Source organism: Serratia sp. BNK-33-b (assembly GCF_048684565.1).
GTDB lineage: Bacteria > Pseudomonadota > Gammaproteobacteria > Enterobacterales > Enterobacteriaceae > Serratia > Serratia marcescens.
The window spans coordinates 3,042,112-3,058,854 of the sequence record NZ_JBLQTZ010000001.1 but is presented as its reverse complement, the minus strand read 5'-3'; the positions used below and the strand labels follow the sequence as shown (position 1 = coordinate 3,058,854).

General features: G+C 53.2%; 20 protein-coding genes and 1 tRNA gene. 11 read left to right on the top strand and 10 right to left on the bottom strand.

The window, feature by feature from the left end:
* Nucleotides 1-3: 3 nt before the first annotated feature.
* Entirely contained in the window at nt 4-2,139 is a 2,136-nt protein-coding gene (yccS, locus tag ACMGGK_RS14795) for a YccS family putative transporter (RefSeq protein WP_033640795.1), read from the bottom strand.
* Nucleotides 2,140-2,165: 26 nt separating this feature from the next.
* Nucleotides 2,166-2,618 (bottom strand): YccF domain-containing protein, encoded by a 453-nt coding sequence (locus ACMGGK_RS14790; protein ID WP_004928120.1) that lies wholly within the window; start codon nt 2,616-2,618, stop codon nt 2,166-2,168.
* Between the two features lie 166 nt (nt 2,619-2,784).
* Here ACMGGK_RS14790 and helD point away from each other — a divergent pair, with 166 nt between their 5' ends.
* Nucleotides 2,785-4,839, top strand: a complete 2,055-nt coding sequence (helD, locus tag ACMGGK_RS14785) for a DNA helicase IV (RefSeq protein WP_115115948.1) — start codon at nt 2,785-2,787, stop codon at nt 4,837-4,839.
* A gap of 32 nt (nt 4,840-4,871) precedes the next feature.
* Here the strand turns inward: helD and ACMGGK_RS14780 are convergent, their stop codons facing one another.
* Both ACMGGK_RS14780 and ACMGGK_RS14775 read right to left on the bottom strand, forming a co-directional pair.
* Entirely contained in the window at nt 4,872-5,330 is a 459-nt protein-coding gene (locus ACMGGK_RS14780; protein ID WP_016928284.1) for a methylglyoxal synthase, read from the bottom strand.
* Nucleotides 5,331-5,453: 123 nt separating this feature from the next.
* A complete protein-coding gene (locus ACMGGK_RS14775; RefSeq protein ID WP_016928283.1) occupies nt 5,454-6,119 on the bottom strand; it encodes a DUF2057 family protein in 666 nt (221 codons plus the stop codon).
* Between the two features lie 255 nt (nt 6,120-6,374).
* Here ACMGGK_RS14775 and ACMGGK_RS14770 point away from each other — a divergent pair, with 255 nt between their 5' ends.
* Complete coding sequence (locus ACMGGK_RS14770; RefSeq protein WP_151254376.1) at nt 6,375-6,788, top strand: CoA-binding protein; 414 nt, start codon at nt 6,375-6,377, stop codon at nt 6,786-6,788.
* A 59-nt stretch (nt 6,789-6,847) separates the two neighbouring features.
* Here the strand turns inward: ACMGGK_RS14770 and hspQ are convergent, their stop codons facing one another.
* Both hspQ and rlmI read right to left on the bottom strand, forming a co-directional pair.
* Complete coding sequence (gene hspQ, locus ACMGGK_RS14765) at nt 6,848-7,165, bottom strand: heat shock protein HspQ (RefSeq protein WP_004928104.1); 318 nt, start codon at nt 7,163-7,165, stop codon at nt 6,848-6,850.
* Nucleotides 7,166-7,225: 60 nt separating this feature from the next.
* A complete protein-coding gene (rlmI, locus tag ACMGGK_RS14760; protein ID WP_049300498.1) occupies nt 7,226-8,410 on the bottom strand; it encodes a 23S rRNA (cytosine(1962)-C(5))-methyltransferase RlmI in 1,185 nt (394 codons plus the stop codon).
* A 379-nt stretch (nt 8,411-8,789) separates the two neighbouring features.
* On the opposite strand from rlmI, the gene ACMGGK_RS14755 reads away from it, so the two are divergent.
* The 3 genes from ACMGGK_RS14755 to yccX all read left to right on the top strand — a co-directional run bounded on the left by ACMGGK_RS14755 (nt 8,790) and on the right by yccX (nt 10,945).
* The gene (locus tag ACMGGK_RS14755) at nt 8,790-9,167 is read left to right on the top strand and encodes a hypothetical protein (RefSeq protein ID WP_151254377.1); all 378 of its coding nucleotides are present in this window, start codon (nt 8,790-8,792) and stop codon (nt 9,165-9,167) included.
* Nucleotides 9,168-9,546: 379 nt separating this feature from the next.
* Entirely contained in the window at nt 9,547-10,509 is a 963-nt protein-coding gene (locus tag ACMGGK_RS14750; RefSeq protein ID WP_016928279.1) for an acyltransferase family protein, read from the top strand.
* Between the two features lie 157 nt (nt 10,510-10,666).
* Complete coding sequence (gene yccX / locus ACMGGK_RS14745; RefSeq protein WP_049300496.1) at nt 10,667-10,945, top strand: acylphosphatase; 279 nt, start codon at nt 10,667-10,669, stop codon at nt 10,943-10,945.
* 34 nt (nt 10,946-10,979) lie between these two features.
* Here the strand turns inward: yccX and tusE are convergent, their stop codons facing one another.
* Nucleotides 10,980-11,309: a sulfurtransferase TusE gene (gene tusE / locus ACMGGK_RS14740; protein ID WP_004928095.1), complete on the bottom strand. Its 330-nt coding sequence runs from the start codon at nt 11,307-11,309 to the stop codon at nt 10,980-10,982.
* Nucleotides 11,310-11,420: 111 nt separating this feature from the next.
* Nucleotides 11,421-12,080, bottom strand: coding sequence for an FtsH protease modulator YccA (gene yccA, locus ACMGGK_RS14735; protein WP_004928091.1), 660 nt, complete (start codon nt 12,078-12,080; stop codon nt 11,421-11,423).
* Nucleotide 12,081: 1 nt separating this feature from the next.
* On the opposite strand from yccA, the gene ACMGGK_RS14730 reads away from it, so the two are divergent.
* The 3 genes from ACMGGK_RS14730 (at nt 12,082) to ACMGGK_RS14720 (ending at nt 12,840) form a co-directional block, all read left to right on the top strand.
* Nucleotides 12,082-12,255, top strand: a complete 174-nt coding sequence (locus ACMGGK_RS14730; protein WP_154213934.1) for a hypothetical protein — start codon at nt 12,082-12,084, stop codon at nt 12,253-12,255.
* A gap of 53 nt (nt 12,256-12,308) precedes the next feature.
* Nucleotides 12,309-12,396, top strand: a tRNA-Ser gene (locus ACMGGK_RS14725).
* 228 nt (nt 12,397-12,624) lie between these two features.
* Nucleotides 12,625-12,840, top strand: a complete 216-nt coding sequence (locus tag ACMGGK_RS14720) for a hypothetical protein (protein WP_016928277.1) — start codon at nt 12,625-12,627, stop codon at nt 12,838-12,840.
* 96 nt (nt 12,841-12,936) lie between these two features.
* On the opposite strand, the gene ACMGGK_RS14715 is transcribed toward ACMGGK_RS14720, so the two are convergent.
* Complete coding sequence (locus ACMGGK_RS14715) at nt 12,937-13,419, bottom strand: hypothetical protein (RefSeq protein ID WP_033640789.1); 483 nt, start codon at nt 13,417-13,419, stop codon at nt 12,937-12,939.
* On the bottom strand, nt 13,420-14,217 hold the full coding sequence (locus ACMGGK_RS14710) for a winged helix-turn-helix domain-containing protein (protein ID WP_049300495.1): 798 nt from the start codon (nt 14,215-14,217) through the stop codon (nt 13,420-13,422). It abuts the gene before it with no gap.
* A gap of 403 nt (nt 14,218-14,620) precedes the next feature.
* Between ACMGGK_RS14710 and ACMGGK_RS14705 the strand changes: the two genes are divergently transcribed.
* From ACMGGK_RS14705 to ACMGGK_RS14695, 3 genes are all read left to right on the top strand, one after another.
* The gene (locus ACMGGK_RS14705; RefSeq protein ID WP_164053773.1) at nt 14,621-15,232 is read left to right on the top strand and encodes a response regulator transcription factor; all 612 of its coding nucleotides are present in this window, start codon (nt 14,621-14,623) and stop codon (nt 15,230-15,232) included.
* Nucleotides 15,233-15,414: 182 nt separating this feature from the next.
* Nucleotides 15,415-15,999, top strand: a complete 585-nt coding sequence (locus ACMGGK_RS14700; protein ID WP_080286924.1) for a fimbrial protein — start codon at nt 15,415-15,417, stop codon at nt 15,997-15,999.
* Between the two features lie 48 nt (nt 16,000-16,047).
* Nucleotides 16,048-16,743: a molecular chaperone gene (locus ACMGGK_RS14695; RefSeq protein WP_033640787.1), complete on the top strand. Its 696-nt coding sequence runs from the start codon at nt 16,048-16,050 to the stop codon at nt 16,741-16,743.

The window sequence follows — 16,743 nt, the reverse complement described above, 5'->3', positions numbered from 1 at the left end:
TAATTAGGTTGCCTTATTGATTTGGGTATGGAGTGCGGTGAGTTCCGGCAGCAGCTCGAGCATTAGCCCCACCTGCTGCAAGACCAACTGTTCTTTGCTTTCAGGTTCTGGAACGGCTTTGCGAATACGCTCCGCCAGCTGTTCCAGCGCTTGCGCAATGCGCTGGCTGTTCCGTTCTTCCTGATGCAAGGCGCCGTCCACGTAACACACGGCATCATTGAGCAGATCGAGTGTGGCAGGGGTATTCAACCGCTCGCGGTGCGCCCCCAACGCCGAGATATAACTCAGGAGAGTATGGTTCAGGCAGAGCAGACGGAAGGCGGCTTCCTGCAACGCCTTGTCGGCCTTGGGATCGGCGGACATGTTGGAGATGACCGAAGCCAGTTCGGCATCGCTGTTGTGGGCATCTCGCCGCGCGATGCGGTAAGCGAGCCCGTTATCCTTACCCTGATGATATTGCACCAGAATGGCGTCCAGATAGCGACAGTTGGCATTCAGCGTTTTATCCACCACCGCCGGCAGTTGGCGGAACTTCCAGTCCGGCCAGATAAAGCTGACCGCCGCCCAGGCGATGGCGCAACCCAATAAGGTATCGTAAACGCGCGGGGCTGCTACTTCGAAACCTTCACCCAACAGGTTAAAGCACAGCAACACAAGCAGCGTGATGAACATCGTTGCATGGGCATACTGTACGGTGCGAAAAGCGAAGAACAAGACACCGGTGATGACGATCAACACCAGTTGTCCTTCCACTGAAGGCACGAAATAGAGGATTGGCAGGCCGATCAGGATACCGGCCAGGGTGCCGATGATGCGCAGCGCCAGGCGCCGGCGGGTCGCGTTGTAGTTCGGTTGGCAGACAAACAGGCTGGTCAACAGGATCCAGTAACCGTGCTGCATGCCGGTGAGCTGGATGAAGGCGTAACCCACGCACAGCACTGCCGACATGCGGATCGCATGGCGGAACAGGGCCGACTGCGGTGTCAAATGGCGGCTGATGCGCAGTCGGATGTCGCTCCAGCCGGTTAAGCGATCGTCGGCCAGGCTGTTCTCTTCCGCCTGCCCGCTGGCCAGCGTCTGCTCTGACTCGATATTGGCCAGCTGCGCATCGATCGCATGCAGGTTTTTCAGCAGGTGCGCCAGCGCTTTGGTTTGCTCTGAATTGCCCTGGGTTTCGGCTATGCGCGCCAAGGCCTCCTGAATGCGGCTGAAGGCTGGCTCAAAACGCGGGTTGTGCTGGTATTTTTGCCGCAGCAGGATCGATTGTGCCAACTGGCGGCAGGCGCGCGCCTGCATGCTCAGCAAACGCTGGAAGCGGAATAAAATATCGCTGTGACGGAATTGCCGGCTGAGCGCGTGGTACTGAACGTGGGAAGAGCTGGCGCGCTCGTGGATATCCTGCGCGACAAAATAGTAGTGCAAGGTGCGGCGGGTGCCGCGCTGGCCGCGGTCGCCTTTCAGGCGCGTCAGCAGCGAGGCTTTGGTCTGGTTCAGCAACGCGACCAACGCGCTGTTGGCCATCGCGACATCCATCCATGGCAGGTCGGCGGCGCGTTCGGCGTCGGGATCGAACAGATTGGCCTTGGCATCCAGATAGTTGGCCAGTTGATCGTAACAGCGCGCCAGGTTCTCTTGCAGCGGCCGGATAGGGAACAGCAGGTGGCCCGCCAGCGTCAGCAAGTTGTACCACAGCGCGCCGATCACCAGCAGCAGCGGTTGCTGATACCAGGCATCGTACATCGAGGTGCCGAGCATGGTGTAAACCGCGATCAGCAGTGCGCCGAAGGCGATGGTGGCGTAACGCTGCCCCAAGGCGCCCAGCAAGATAAAACCGCAGGTCGACGTGGTTAAGCCGAGGGCGAACAACCAGGGATAAGGGAACAGCAGCTCGATCGACGCGGAGGCAACAAAGAAGCACACCAGCGTGATCAGCAGGTTGCGTAACCTGCCGGCCAGGCGGTCGTCCAAATCGGTCAGTGCCGCTGCCACCACGCCCAGCGTCAGCGGGATAGTCAGCTTGGGAATGCCCAGCCACCAGGGAACGGCGGTGGTGCCGATCAGCGCAATAAGAATGCGCAGGTGATACAGCAGATTGCTGTTGTAGGTATAACGACGTACTGCGGGTGCAAAAGAGCGCACGAAAAACTCCTCAAACGGAGAAAAAATTAACGCTGATGATAGTGGCGGCGAGCATTCTCAATACGCGCTTGCTGAGCCATTTCGACCGAGACGACGCGGCGCCCCACCGGCCACAGCGCGATGGCGGCTATTTTGAAATTGGCGATACCGACCGGAATGCCGATGATTGAAACGCATTGCACGATACCGGCGGCGATGTGCGACAGGCACAGCCACCAGCCGAACAGCACCAGCCAAATAATGTTGAGCAGCGAGCCGCCGGCGGAGAGCAGCGCATTGCTTTTTTCCGGATACAGTTCATCGACGTGTATCGCTTCGTTGCCGAACGGCACCAGCGACAGCTTGGTGATTTCCCAACAGGAGCGGGTAAGCGGCAGTGTGATGACCAGCAGCACGCTGAACACCGTAGCAATAAGCCAGCCTAGCGTGGTGAAGAAACCGCCCAACACAAAATTAAGAATATTCAGTACAGTACGCATAGACGTCATTCTGCTCTAATGATAGCCAAACCGCGATGCGGGCGTATTCACGATAAAAACGCAAAATCTATTCTACCCTTTTTTTAGCGCTAGAGTGCCACTGCTTATCGCAGGTAAACTGGCAGATATCCGTTATTTACTCTCAACATAGTCATGGCGCGACGATATGGAACTTAAAGCGACATCGCTGGGGAAACACCTGGCTCAGCACCCTTATAACCGCGTGCGGTTGCTGCACGCCGGCGTTGAGGTGAGCGGGGAAAAACATGAATACCTGATCCCCTTCAATCAACTGATTCAGGTCAGGTGCAAGCGCGGCATCGTCTGGGGCGAGCTGGAATTTGAATTGCCGGACGAAAAAGTGGTGCGGCTGCACGGCACCGAATGGCAGGAAACGCAGCGTTTTTATCACTATCTGCAGCAGGCGTGGCAGCAGTGGAGCGCCGAAATGAGTGAGGTCAGCGCCGGCGTGTTGCAACAGCAGGTGGCACAGATTCAGCGCATAGAACAGCAAGATAAATGGTTCAAAAAGTCTGAGCTGGGCAAGCTGCAACAGCAAATCCGTGAGGCTTTCTCCGCGCTGCCGATGCCGGTAGCGCGCCTGGATGAATTCGATAACTGCCGGGCCGATTACCATCTGTGTCTGCAATGGCTGCAGCAGGGGCAACGCAGCGTTGAACAACGCAACCGGCAGTGGACCGATCGCATGCTGGAGCAACATCACGACTTCTTCCAGACCGTCGAAAGCTCACCGCTCAACGACGCCCAGAGCCGCGCGGTGGTCAACGGCGAGGATTCCGTGCTGGTGTTGGCCGGCGCCGGCAGCGGCAAAACGTCGGTACTGGTGGCGCGCGCCGGCTGGCTGCTGCGCCGTCAGGAGGCGGAACCGGGGCAAATCTTGCTGTTGGCGTTCGGCCGTCAGGCTGCCGGCGAGATGAACGACCGCATCAAAGAACGTTTGGGCGATGTCGGCATTCAGGCCAAGACCTTCCATGCCTTGGCGCTGCAAATCATTCAACAAGGCAGCCGCAAAGCGCCGGCCATCAGCCGGTTGGAAACCGATGCCAAAGCGCGCAAAGAGCTGCTGATTACCCATTGGCGCCAACAGTGCGCAGAGAAGAAAGCGCAGGCCAAGGGGTGGCGTCAATGGTTGACCGAAGAGCTGGAGTGGGAAGTGCCGGAAGGCGACTTCTGGCAGGATAAGCGCCTGGCGGATCGCCTGGCAAGCCGGTTGGAACGCTGGTTGGGGCTGATGCGCATGCACGGCGGCAGCCAGGCGGAAATGATTGAGCAGGCGGATGAAGAAATCCGCGATCTGTTTTCAAAACGCATCCGGCTGATGGCGCCGCTGCTGAAAGCCTGGAAAAGCGCCTTGAAAGAGGAAGGGGCGGTGGACTTCTCCGGCCTGATCCATCAGGCAGTCAACATTCTCGACAAGGGGCGCTTCGTCAGCCCGTGGAAACATATTCTGGTCGACGAGTTTCAGGATATCTCACCGCAGCGTGCACTGTTGCTGGCGGCATTGCGCCGACAGAACAAGCAGACCTGCCTGTTTGCGGTGGGGGATGACTGGCAGGCGATTTATCGCTTCAGCGGCGCAGAATTGACGTTAACCACGGCCTTCGCCACGAACTTTGGCGAAGGCGCGCAGTGCGCGCTGGATACCACCTATCGCTTCAATGAACGTATCGGCGAGGTGGCCAACCGGTTCGTGCAGCAAAACCCGCACCAGCTGAAAAAACCGCTCAACAGCCTGAGCAAGGGCAATAAAAAGTCGGTGGCGATCCTGCCGCACGAACAACTGGAGCCCTTGCTGGATAAACTGAGCGGCTATGCCAAGCCGGATGAGCGCATCCTGGTGCTGGCGCGTTACCACCATCTGAAACCGGAAGCGCTGGCGAAAGCGGCCACCCGTTGGCCTAAACTGAATCTGGAGTTTATGACCATCCATGCCAGCAAGGGGCAGCAGGCGGAATACGTCATCATTGCCGGTTTGCATGAGGGGCGTGACGGCTTCCCCGCCGTGGCGCGCGAGTCGGTGTTGGAAGAGGTGCTATTGCCGCGGCCGGAGGATTTCCCGGATGCCGAAGAACGCCGTCTGCTGTATGTCGCGTTAACTCGAGCTAAACATCAGGTATGGCTGTTGCAGGATCGTGAACGCCCTTCGGTATTCGTTGAACACCTGCAGGATCTTGGCGTACCGGTGCAGAAAAAACCGTAAGCTCGGGCCTGGCGGCAGCCAGGCCGTGAGGACTATTTCAGGCGGTCTTGCAGGTAGCGTTGATAGTCGGGAATAGCGATCTCCACCTCGTTTTTGAACAGCGGAGAGTCGATCAGAAAGTCTGCGGTCGAGCGGTTGGTGGCCACCGGAATATTCCATACGGTCGCCAGCCGTAGCAGCGCCTTCACGTCCGGATCGTGCGGCACCGCGTTCAGCGGATCCCAGAAGAAGATCAGCATGTCTATCTTGCCTTCCGCAATCAGTGCGCCAACCTGCTGATCGCCGCCCATCGGGCCACTCAGCATGCTGGTGACGGGAATGCCGCTGGCGCGCTGGATCAGATTACCGGTCGTGCCGGTGGCGTAAAGCTGATGCTGCGCAAGAATGGTCTTGTGGCTTTCTACCCACTCCAACAGGGCCTGTTTGCGGTGATCGTGTGCCACCAGCGCAATATGTTTGCGCGCGGCGATAGTGCGGGTAGTCAATTCCATCTCGGTGTCCTTCGCTAATCAGGGGATGTGCGACAGATTACTGAAACTGTTTTTCACTGCCTAGCGTTTGCGCCTGAAAATGCGAAGAAAAGGCGCCTTTGCGGGGAAAGACGCCGGGAGGGATCAGCGAATCGGTTGTTTATTGGCCCAGCGCAGAAAGCGCTTCTGTGTTTCCTTGTCGGCCTGTTGGAACCAGTATTGCAACATCTGTTCCGACACGTTCTCACCTTTCAACGTCACCGTCGGGGCATTCAGCGGCGCGCCGGCCAACGCGAGGGTTGAGGGATTGCCTGCGTTCGCCTGCACAAAGGCCGGAACGGAGGCCGGGCGGTTCTGGCGGTTGTAATCGGTCATCACCTTTTCCAAATCGGTATTGAAGGTGACGCTGTCGGGATGCAGCGCATCATGCCGGAATGGCAAGGCGTTGCCGTCTTTATCGACCACCAGATAATTTAACGTTCTGTCAAAGCGTTGCGCATCACGATCGTTCTCGATGCGCGGCAGTTCGATCGCCACTTGGCTGATCTTTTGCGTATTGAAGGTGGCAACCAGCGGCAGGGACGTATAGGCCTGTGTATGCTGGCCGGAGCGAACGGTTTTGGTCACTTTAAACAGCAACTGGTGCTGCCCGCCGTCCAGTTCAAGGCTGTCGGCACCTTTTAACAACGAACCTGTCATTTTCTTGCCGTCGACCACCAGCAGGTCGATGTCCGGGGAGAGTTTCAGGGTCGTAGCCGCGGCAGGCATACTGATGCTGAGCAACGCCGCAACCACCAGACCAAATTTCATCATTATCTCCTTATAAAGTGACGTAGCTCTAAGTGTTGAACACGGCATAGGTTGTGTCAAAATTTTTCAATCGGGCATTTTGTTTACATTTTTACATATTTTATCGCGATTAGACACGACCGTGCGCAGCTGAACCGCGACAGCCTCTGACCATAAGATTGCGGTGAAGTTTCCCTCGCGTTGCGTTTAACCGAGCGAATGCCGATCGGTTACACTCGAAATGGAAAGTGACGCAATGATAAACGGGAGTTGAAGATGCAAGATCAAGAGATTGTTGAGCTGTTGCAGCAAGTGAAAACTATCGCGCTGGTCGGCGCCAGCGATAACCCGTCGCGGCCCAGCTATGGGGTGATGGCGTATCTGTTGGCACAAGGGTATCAGGTGATACCGGTCAGCCCAAAACTGGAGGGGCAGACGCTGCTGGGGCAGCCGGTTTACCCTACGCTGGCCGCTATCCCACAGCCGGTGGATATGGTTGACGTGTTTCGCAATTCAGAGGCGGCTTACGGCGTGGCGCAAGAGGCGATAGCGATCGGCGCCAGGGCGCTGTGGCTGCAGATAGGGGTGATTAACGATCAGGCGGCGGCGCTGGCGCAACAGGCTGGGCTGCGCGTGGTGATGGATCGCTGCCCGAAAATAGAAATACCGCGTTTAGGGCTGGAGCGCTAAATAAAAAAGGGCCTGGCGCGATGCCGGGCCCTCTCGGGGTTTCTCAGGTCTTGGCGCGGTCAATTGCGCAAACGTGGCGCCTGTAACTGGTGACGGATGGATTCCGCCAGTTCATCCAGCGATGGTTGCTCGGGGTGCGCTTCCTGGGGCTCGCCATCCAGCTGCGCTTCCGCCAGATAGGTGTGCACCGGTTGGCCTTCCTCGTCTTCCATCACCACGTGGTACCAAGGGGCGGAACGCAGTTCGTCGTTCGCCGCTATCTCGTCAGCTTTGGGTTGTTCTAAAGAGTATTCCGGGTCGATATCGATCACGACGCCCAAATACCCCAGCAGTTTATGCCTAACCTGTTGTCCGATACCGAATTTGCTGGCAATCATGATGACCTCCTGAGAAACAATGCCTTGCTCATATATGGGGGCAAGGCAGCGCATTTCAAGTTACATCACCCGACAAGCGAAGCCTTTCAGATACAGCCCCTCAGGATACGTGGCGATCACCGGGTGATCGGCAGCCTGGCGGAACTGCTCTATAAATTGTACATCACGTCCGGCATCTACAGCGGCATCGGCCAAAATTTTCTGGAACAGGTCGGTCGGCATCAGGCCGGAGCAGGAGAAGCTGAGCAGAATGCCGCCTGGATTCAGCAACTGCAGCGCCAGCATGTTGATGTCTTTGTAGCCGCGGCAGGCGCTGGCCAACTGATTCTTGTTCTCGACGAACTTAGGCGGATCCATGATGATCAGATCGAATTTTTCGCCTTGAGCGCGGTAGTTGCGCAGCAGTTGGAACACGTCATCGCGAACGAACTCCGCCTTGCTCAGGTCCAGCTTGTTGAGCTCGACATTCTGTTTTGCGATGTCCAGCGCCGCCTGTGAGGTATCCACGCTGATCACTTGCTCGCAGCCGCCCATCAGAGCGGAAACGGCGAAGGCGCCGGTGTAGGAGAAGCAGTTCAGCACCCGGCGGCCGGCAGAGTAGTTCCGCGCCGCCAGGCGACTGTCGCGCTGGTCGAGGTAGAAACCGGTCTTGTGCCCTTGCTGAATGTCCACCAGCAGCTTCATGCCGTGCTCGGTAATAGGCAGCAGTTCCGGCGGCAGATCGCCCAGCACCGGGCCCTGCGCCAGCGGCAGGCCTTCTTTTTTACGCACCGCAACGTCGGAGCGATCGTAAATCGAACATTCCGGGTAGCAATGCTGCAGGGCGGAAAGCAGGGCCGGGCGCTGGTATTCGGCACCGGCGGACAGCAGCTGCAGCACCAGGTAATTCTGGAAGCGATCGATAGTGATGCCCGGCAGGCCGTCGGACTCGCCGGCGATCAGGCGGTATCCGTCCAGACCGTCACGCTGCGCGACCCAATCACGCCAGCTTTGCGCTTGCTGCAGGCGGCGAATGAAGAAATCGATGTTAATCTCTTCATCCTGTTGGAAAGTCCAGACGCGTGCGCGGATCTGCGACTCGGGCGAATAGGCGCCGCGCGCCAGCCACTTGCCCTGGCTGTCGAGGATATCGATGGTTTCACCGGAGAGGGCTTTACCCTCAACGCGTTGAACGGCGCCGGAGAACACCCAAGGGTGGCGACGGAGTAAGGACTTTTCACGTCCTTTGGCGAGATGTAAGCGCATGGTTAAACTACTTTTTATTCAATGGGTTAATTGGCGGTTTTGAAGAATTGCCAAAATAAGTTCGTCATCATAGCTGAATCTTACGGTGTTCACTACCGCGTTGGCTCGCATTGTATCGCGTTATCTCTGCTGACGTCACACCGTAGAGAGAGAAAGTGCAGCCTTCAAACTGAAGAAATGACAGCTTAAATAGGTGTATTATAGCGAGGTAGAGATGAACGCACGTCGATCAGCGTGTGAAGGCGCCTCGTTACCTGTAGGCGCCGATATTCGTCTGAGGCATTATGCTTTATAGGAAATAAGGCTGAATAGTAATGTTTTATTTTAATTAAGAGTGTTGCTGATTGTTTTTAAGATATGAATTGAAGGGAGTGCACCAGTGAGGATGTTTTTGTTTTTAATTTTTTTTATGACGACTAACACAGTATTAGCTAACGAGTGGGTTTTTCATGGTGATGAAAACACTATAAGTGATGGAGTATTAAAGATTTCGGTTCAGGCCGGGCATTATAAAATTTTATTTCCACCCACTGCGAACCCAAACTCAGGTGCTGTGTTGATTAACGGCGAGCGATTTTACGGCAACCGTTATTTTGGATTCGACGGCGAGCAAGCGGACAGAATGATTGATAGGTTATTAAAGGTAAAAAATGCTCAGGTTGAATATGATGATCGTTTTAAAACGAAAGTCGTTCGCAAGTTGGTTGATTTTTCTGATATTACATCATCCCTCGATAACTTGAAAAAAAATCATTGACGCCTCTCACATAATCGTCAATGGAGCAGATGGCTTTACTCGAAATAGGAATAGCGCTGCCGCTTGGTTGTCCGACGGTAAGTGTAACAACGACGGCATGTCGACGGTGCGCTTTCTTGTGAGCAAGCAGAGCCTATCATTCAATGGGGGTTGGGGATTGGTTTTTTTAATTAATTGATTGTTATCGTTTTATTGTCGTAGTAATTGACTTCAGACTGTCGTTTGCCTCACGGAGGAAAGCCTATCCTCCGGGCGACGGTTTGTAAGTTCTTTGTAAGTTTTTTGTGATTTTTAGGTTTTTTCGCATTGACAAAAATCTTAACTTAATCTGTTATTGAGCACCTGATATTTATTATTTAGATGTTAGGATTTTTCTTAAATGGCTAAAGAAAGAAGCTTATCGTTTGATTTTTTGAAAGGGTTGCTTATCTTGCTCGTCATTGTGGGACATGTATTGCCTGGCAGTGCTGATGTTGGTTTGCGTGGGGCAATATATTATTTCCATATGCCGCTTTTTCTAGGGGTGACGGGCTACTTTGTTCGGCGCTATTTTCTTGATGGCGGCGTGATTAGTGTGCTGAAAAAGTATCAGTGGCGAATGATAATTCCTTATGTGTTGGCATTCGTTGTTTACAGTGTTTATTCTCTTTACTTCTCAGAAGAAGTAGGCTTAAAGCAACTCATCGGTCTATTTCTCTACCCCTACTATCATCTTTGGTATATCCCAGCAGTGATCATATTTGTGCTATATACTATGGTCATTTACAAGAGTAATTTCTTACTCGGTTTCTTTCTGTTCACTTCCGCCATATTGTCTATTGTCTGGTACTGTTACGCCGACACGCTGGAAAACCAATATGCCTGGCTGAAATTCATTGGTGATAAGCGTTTCTATTATTACTACTCCTTCTTTTTATTAGGCTTCCTGGTGGGGGATAAGAATTTTTACGGTAATCCGCTGGCATTGTTCGCTATCGCGTTGGCCGTAGGTATATTAGGGTATTATGAACCGAGCGGGGCACTGCTGGATGCCGCCTCATGGTTTGCATTTAATGCTGCGCTGTTGTTGTTGATGCTGAGTTTGTGTAAGCGCCTGAAGCTAAGAATTGAGGGCTTAGTGGTCAAAATGGGGCAGGTATCTCTGCCTATTTATCTTTGGCATGTGTTACCCATTTTGCTTGTCGGAGCAATGGTCGATAAGGATTCGTCAGGTTTTTATCTCAGCGTAACGGCCATTATTTTCGCCCTGGTCATCATATTTATCCGCTTGCGTGGCAAAAGCAGATTTATCGACTCTTTCTTTTACGGGGAAAGGGCCAACTGGCTACCCGCCGAAAAATAGAACGTCTGTCCCGGCCGAGGGGACTCGGCCGTCTACTTTTTACGTAAGCCTCCATTAGACAAATTGTTGTCCTATGGCTCCCTGTCTCTTTATCTTTTGATTGAGTTTCTATACTCAATACATCCTTATTCTTTAGACAAGACAACAGGGGGCGATTATGTCACAAGTTTGCATTGCTGCGTATGTGTATGGCGTGGTGCAGGGGGTAGGGTTCCGCTATTCCACTCAGCGGCAGGCCGAGGCGTTGGGGGTGACCGGCTATGCGCGCAATCTCGATGACGGCAGCGTTCAGGTGGTGGCCTGCGGCACACAGGCGCAGGTGGATAAGCTGGTGGAGTGGTTGAAACAGGGCGGCCCGCGCAGCGCGCGCGTCGAACGCGTGCTGGTGGAGCCGCAGGGGGTGGCCGATTACGCCGGGTTTGGCATTCGCTACTGAATGCTCGCCTGCAGCGGCGCTGCGTGCTGAGCGGTCAGATGCATTTCACCGGTTTCGGCAAGCCGGCGATTTTGGTGGCTTGTTTGGCCGGCCCTTTCGGAAACAGGCGATACAGATAGCGGCTGTTGCCTTTTTCTTCGCCGTATTTCTGCGCCATGGCTTTGACCAGCATGCGAATAGCCGGCGAAGTATTGAATTCCTGATAGAAGTCGCGCACGAAGCGCACCACTTCCCAGTGTGCTTCGGTGAGCACGATCTCTTCCTGCGCGGCCAGCAGCGGCGCCAGGCCCTCATGCCAGTCGGCGCTGTTTTTCAGATAGCCCTGCGCGTCAGTGTCGATAACCTGACCTTCAAACTCCAACATACTGCCTCGATAACGGATAATTCGGAACGGCCGCCAGTTTAGCAAATTTTTTCGGCCGCAAAAAACAAAGCCCCGCCGTAGCGGGGCCTGGAAGGCATGCGTAACGCGCGATCAGTTGCTGCGGGCGAAGCCCAGAATGCTCAACAGGCTGATGAACATGTTGTAGAGCGACACGTACAGGCTAACGGTGGCGCGAATGTAGTTGGTCTCGCCGCCGTGAATGATGTTGCTGGTTTCCCACAGGATCGCGCCGGCGGAGAACAGGATGAACAGCGCGCTGATAGCCAGGTGCAGAGCAGGGATCTGCAGGAACAGGTTGGCGATCACCGCCACCAGCAGCACCACAAAACCGGCCATCATCATGCCGGACAGGAACGACATGTCTTTACGGGTGGTCAGCACATACGCCGAGCAGCAGAAGAACACCGCGGCGGTGCCGCCCAGCGCCAGCATGATCAGATCGCCCGCACCGGCGTTCAGGAACGAACTGAGGATCGGGCCGAGGGCGTATCCCATGAAACCGGTCAGCGCGAAAGCCGCCAGAATGCCCGCCGGGCTGTTGGCCAGTTTATGGGTCAGGAACATCAGGCCGTAGAAACCGACCAGCATCAGCAGCAAGCCTGGCGCAGGCAGACCCAACATCGTACTGGCGGTCGCGGTCAGGGCTGAGAAAGCCAGGGTCAGGGATAACAGGAAATAGGTGTTGCGCAGGACTTTATGCGTGCTGAGCAGCGAGTCGCGCGAAGAAGATGAGACGACAATGCGGTCCATAATGATGCTCTCTCTTATCAGGCCATCACAAAATAATCCCGATGATAGGCAGCGCAAGCGCTTGATTAAAGTTTGTTTACCAATCTTTACCCTTAGTTATCATTATGGCAACAACGGGGAAGGTGTTCGTTTGATCGCCGCTTGCTTTGCCTGCGGCGATTTTTCGCGCGGTTGAACGCGTTTGGGCTTTACAAGCGAATAAGGTCTGTTTATAGTGCGCGTCGTTGCGGAGGGGTGGCCGAGTGGCTGAAGGCAACGGTCTTGAAAACCGTCGACGGGAAACCGTTCCAGAGTTCGAATCTCTGCTCCTCCGCCATACATTCTGACCCCGTGCTCTCTGAGCACGGGGTTTTTTGCTTTTGCGTGCGGATAAACCGGGGCGCTTCTGCAGGAAACGCGATCGGCTATTGATAAGGGCCATGCGTCGGTGAGATTATGCACCCATCAAGGTCGGCCGCTCGGATGCCTGCTGTTGCCAGGCGTTACCGGTGCGACAAGCAACGCCGCCTTATCAATTTCGCTTAATGCTCTTATGGAGACAGAGATGAACTGGTATCAAGTCGCCTTATGGACGATGATCTTTTTGAAGTCCGGCGCTTTTCTGGTGTTCGTATGGTGGTGGATGTTCAAACGCGCGACCAAACCTTATGTCCGCCCGCAAGACGTCGTGGTGGATGATACGCCGTACGATGAGAACCTCACCATGGAAGAGGTGATGAAAAACCATGGCATCGTCCGCACGGATATGTCGGTAAAATAATCCTCCCGCCTCCCCAACCGCTATCTGGGGCGTGTTTGCCAAGAGCACGCCCCCTTGTGTTTCTTCGCTGTCGCTTTATGGCATTCTGCTTTCACGTTAACGGCATAACGTGACCGGGAAAAGCACGCCATGAACGATGTACGCATCCTGTCGAACTTTACGCATCGAAAAAACGCCGTTCTTAATGCCGAGAGAGATCATGGGGATTTCTTTGGTCAACTCATCCGGCGCGTTATCGTCGGGGGCTTTGCTGATTTCTCGGTGGGTGGTCATGTAAAATCCGTGATCCAACCTCTTTATATCAAAGTTTATTTTCCTATCCAGGCTGTAGGTTTTTCCTCCCACGCTAATGTCCCCACGTTGAACGATCATGGCGCGATGCTCGTCATAGATGAATAAACTGCCCGTCACTTTTAGTTCCAGGTCATCGCCTGAAGCTAATCGTTTTTTTGTGATCGTATCGGCTTGGCAATTCATATGTACAGGTGCGGCGGGTGTTAAAACGCGAAGCAGGACAATGAAGAGAATCACTGCCAAAAATCCGATAATCAGTGTTTTTGGGTTGCGCAATGCGGCCATTTATTTTCCATTGAGAATTTTGTAGGTAACACACTGGGTGTATCGATCTTGCGAGCCGAGATAACACACTCCGAGGAAGGTGTTATAAATCAACGTATGTTTTTCGGAGGAAAAATAGATATCCGCCTTATTGGCTAGACAATCCACACCGCTGCCTTCTAATGCCTGGTTGACCATGCGTTTTTCCAGTTCGTCATCAATATGTTTATCTGCATCCAGAGAATATAGGGTGCAATTTTCTTTTTTTCCTAACGCAACTAAATTCTCCCGAGGTTGATCAGCCGGTTCGATAGGATAAAGCGTCGCTGCGATCAATAGAGGAATAAATACGCAGCAGACAGTGGCAACAGCGCTAACCTTTACCTTTTTCTGCGGCGGCACGTTGTGTGGTTCGGCAACAGGAGCCAGGGACGAAAGCGACTCTGAAGCATAAGAAGGCGGCGTTTCGCTGACGGTTACCTGCGGTGGCGGATAAATTTCAATCATAGCGGTGAAACAAAAACCGACTTTTGCCAGGGTCTTTATTGGGGAGGTTTCTCTGCCCAGAAGTTTGAATGCTTTCCTTATTTCACTGACGGCCACATTTAGACTGATCGATGAGCCTGAAAAACCATACTCTTCCCATACCTTTTTTATCAACATCTCGCGTTTCAATGGGATATTGGGATGAGTCAGCATTTCAATTAGCAGGCGCGAAGCCGGGTTGGATATCCGTATCGATGACTCATCATTATCAATGAGTTGGAGACGACACGCGTTTGCGTCATAGATGACGCAGAGGTCGATAATATATTTCATGTGTTCAGGTTTTTATAATGATATAGGCTTCCAGTTCACGGCTAGTATTTAGTGAAACTTCGGGTAGGTCAAGGTTCTGGGCGGGAAACATAAATAATTAAGGGCATTTTTTTATTTTGTCGGCGAACGGAAAACGCAGTTCGTTGCCGTTTTTTATGTCATTTTTGGTGTTAAATTCTAAAAAAGTTAGCTTTCATAGATTATAATAATTAAAGTTTAGGTTAATAAAAATAATGTTCCTGCCGTTAATGATTTGATGCAGAATTATCTTAGTGTTTACGGCGCTTGTTTATGTGCCAATCGCTTATTGTTTGCTCCCGAACGGCAATGTGAGTTTTCCAAGAAAAAGACAGGTATTTAGTGCAAGGTATCGACGTTGTCTTTGACCATGGATGGAGGAAGTATGCTCAGTATCGGTATCGTATCTGAAAACATTTTCTTCAGAGAGGCGATAAAAAGAATATTGATGCCAAGGATTTTTCATAAAGATCACGTTATTGCCTACTATGACGATCTGCCTTTGGCTATGGGGCGAAATTGCCACGATATTCTGATCGTCGATGATGCGGTAAAAAGCATGTTGCGTTTCAGTATGGCTGTGGCGTTATTGGCTGCTATTCATGGTGTAAAGATTTTTCTGACGACGGAAGAGAAGCGCCGTCTGTTATTTCGCTCTGTCTCGCATGATATCGTCGTGCTCGATAAAAAAGGCAGTGTCCCCGGCATCAGTAAAGAGTTGTCTTTTCTGATGGATAATATCTCGCAGCATCCTGCATTGAATGGAAGCGTTGAGAGAGGAGTGGGCCGCCATACGAAAAGTTGTCTGACGGAAAGTGAAGTGGAAACACTCCATTTGCTTTCCTTCGGCTATACGGTGACTCAGGTTTCCAAGATTCTTGATAAAAGCGTAAAAACGGTCAGTACGCAGAAATGCAGTGCATTACGCAAAATGGGATTGAAGAATCGGGTGCACAACTTACTGGAAATATCATCCGGTTTCTCGGAGGCTTCCTAGATATTCGTTATTTTCATCGTTTCTATTGTCGGGTGATTAATAACGTCATTGCTTGATTTTATAAAAACAGGAATGTGTTCATCCTTTTGCCTCTGTATTACGGGGAGGGATTGTTTTATCCCGCCGGCAGCGGCTGATTTTTATTTATTCTCTTAAACCAAACTGTTATGGAGTTTTATCTCATGATGAAGAAGATGTTTTCTGTTGCAATCATGGCGGCTGCGGTCGCTGCCCCTACGGCTTTTGCTGAAGACAATTCCGCCGGTGGCATCATTAACTTTACCGGCGCCATTACCGACACCACCTGTACGATTAACGGCGGAAAAAGCGCGGATTTCACCGTTGCGCTGAGCCCGATCTCGGTGACCGACGCGGGTAACACCGTTGGACCAATCACCAAGAACAAGAAGTCCTTCTCGCTGACCTTCTCCGGCTGTTCGCCGGCGGCCGGCACTGCAGGCACCCCGCTGAAAATCTACTTCTCCTCCGCGGATAACATCTCCACCGACGGCAAATATTTGCTGAACAATTCGGTCAACGAGAACGACGCTTCCGTCGCGAAGAACGTGGGCTTCTCTCTGGCTGAAACCGGTTCTTCCACCCCGATCCAGCTGAACGTGCCTTATGTCACCGACATCATGGGCGATAAAGCGGCGCCGGATTCAGAAACCCTGACGCTGGACGCGTACTACTACAAAACCAACGCCGAAGCGGCAAAAGTGGGCGCTCTGAGCTCCAACGTGACTTACACCATTTCTTACCTGTAATCGCGCTGAAAGCCAGGCCCTTGATGGGCCTGGCCACCCGGGGGAACGATGAAAAAATATATGATGATAGCGGCGCTGTTGCTCGGTTCCGTTGGCGCGCAGGCCAATGTGGTGGTTAACGGTACGCGGGTGATCTACCCGGCAAACAACAAGGATGTGATTGTCCAGCTGCTAAATAACGGTGCCGATCCCTCACTGGTTCAGGCCTGGATCGACGACGGCGACATCAATTCCACCCCGGAAACCGCCAACGTACCGTTTTTGCTATCGCCACCGGTGGTGAAAGTGAACGGCAACAGCGGGCAGCAGCTGCGCATTCAGAAAATCGGCGCCGCGTTGGCGGCGGATCGCGAATCGGTGTTCTATCTCAACGTGCTGGATATCCCGCCGACGCCGGAAAACCTGCAGGGTACCAATACGCTGCAGTTGGCGATCAAATCGCGCATCAAGCTGTTCTACCGCCCGCAGGCCTTAACCCGCGGCGTAGAAAACGCGTTGGAAACACTGACGCTGCAAGCCAATGGCAAGGGATTCAACGTCATCAACAACAGCCCGTATTTCATCACGGTAGCGAATATCGGCCAGGGTGAGGACAAGCATCTGCTGGTTGATTCGCTGATGGTTGCGCCGTTTTCCACCCAGTTTGCTGCCAGCAAACGATCGGTCAGTAAGAACGCGCGTTATGACCTGATGTATATCGACGATCTGGGGGCTTACAAGTCTAAAGCCATCACCGCACACTAA

What these genes read in the sequence shown, in the direction of transcription:
- ACMGGK_RS14780 (WP_016928284.1), bottom strand. Translation starts at nt 5,330, where the DNA reads ATGGAATTGACTACCCGCACTATCGCCGCGCGCAAACATATTGCGCTG.
- helD (WP_115115948.1), top strand. Translation starts at nt 2,785, where the DNA reads ATGGAACTTAAAGCGACATCGCTGGGGAAACACCTGGCTCAGCACCCT.
- yccA (WP_004928091.1), bottom strand. Translation starts at nt 12,080, where the DNA reads ATGGACCGCATTGTCGTCTCATCTTCTTCGCGCGACTCGCTGCTCAGC.
- ACMGGK_RS14790 (WP_004928120.1), bottom strand. Translation starts at nt 2,618, where the DNA reads ATGCGTACTGTACTGAATATTCTTAATTTTGTGTTGGGCGGTTTCTTC.
- ACMGGK_RS14700 (WP_080286924.1), top strand. Translation starts at nt 15,415, where the DNA reads ATGATGAAGAAGATGTTTTCTGTTGCAATCATGGCGGCTGCGGTCGCT.
- ACMGGK_RS14750 (WP_016928279.1), top strand. Translation starts at nt 9,547, where the DNA reads ATGGCTAAAGAAAGAAGCTTATCGTTTGATTTTTTGAAAGGGTTGCTT.
- ACMGGK_RS14720 (WP_016928277.1), top strand. Translation starts at nt 12,625, where the DNA reads ATGAACTGGTATCAAGTCGCCTTATGGACGATGATCTTTTTGAAGTCC.
- ACMGGK_RS14770 (WP_151254376.1), top strand. Translation starts at nt 6,375, where the DNA reads ATGCAAGATCAAGAGATTGTTGAGCTGTTGCAGCAAGTGAAAACTATC.
- ACMGGK_RS14715 (WP_033640789.1), bottom strand. Translation starts at nt 13,419, where the DNA reads ATGGCCGCATTGCGCAACCCAAAAACACTGATTATCGGATTTTTGGCA.
- ACMGGK_RS14730 (WP_154213934.1), top strand. Translation starts at nt 12,082, where the DNA reads ATGATGCTCTCTCTTATCAGGCCATCACAAAATAATCCCGATGATAGG.
- ACMGGK_RS14710 (WP_049300495.1), bottom strand. Translation starts at nt 14,217, where the DNA reads ATGAAATATATTATCGACCTCTGCGTCATCTATGACGCAAACGCGTGT.
- yccX (WP_049300496.1), top strand. Translation starts at nt 10,667, where the DNA reads ATGTCACAAGTTTGCATTGCTGCGTATGTGTATGGCGTGGTGCAGGGG.
- ACMGGK_RS14705 (WP_164053773.1), top strand. Translation starts at nt 14,621, where the DNA reads ATGCTCAGTATCGGTATCGTATCTGAAAACATTTTCTTCAGAGAGGCG.
- tusE (WP_004928095.1), bottom strand. Translation starts at nt 11,309, where the DNA reads ATGTTGGAGTTTGAAGGTCAGGTTATCGACACTGACGCGCAGGGCTAT.
- rlmI (WP_049300498.1), bottom strand. Translation starts at nt 8,410, where the DNA reads ATGCGCTTACATCTCGCCAAAGGACGTGAAAAGTCCTTACTCCGTCGC.
- hspQ (WP_004928104.1), bottom strand. Translation starts at nt 7,165, where the DNA reads ATGATTGCCAGCAAATTCGGTATCGGACAACAGGTTAGGCATAAACTG.
- ACMGGK_RS14695 (WP_033640787.1), top strand. Translation starts at nt 16,048, where the DNA reads ATGAAAAAATATATGATGATAGCGGCGCTGTTGCTCGGTTCCGTTGGC.
- ACMGGK_RS14775 (WP_016928283.1), bottom strand. Translation starts at nt 6,119, where the DNA reads ATGAAATTTGGTCTGGTGGTTGCGGCGTTGCTCAGCATCAGTATGCCT.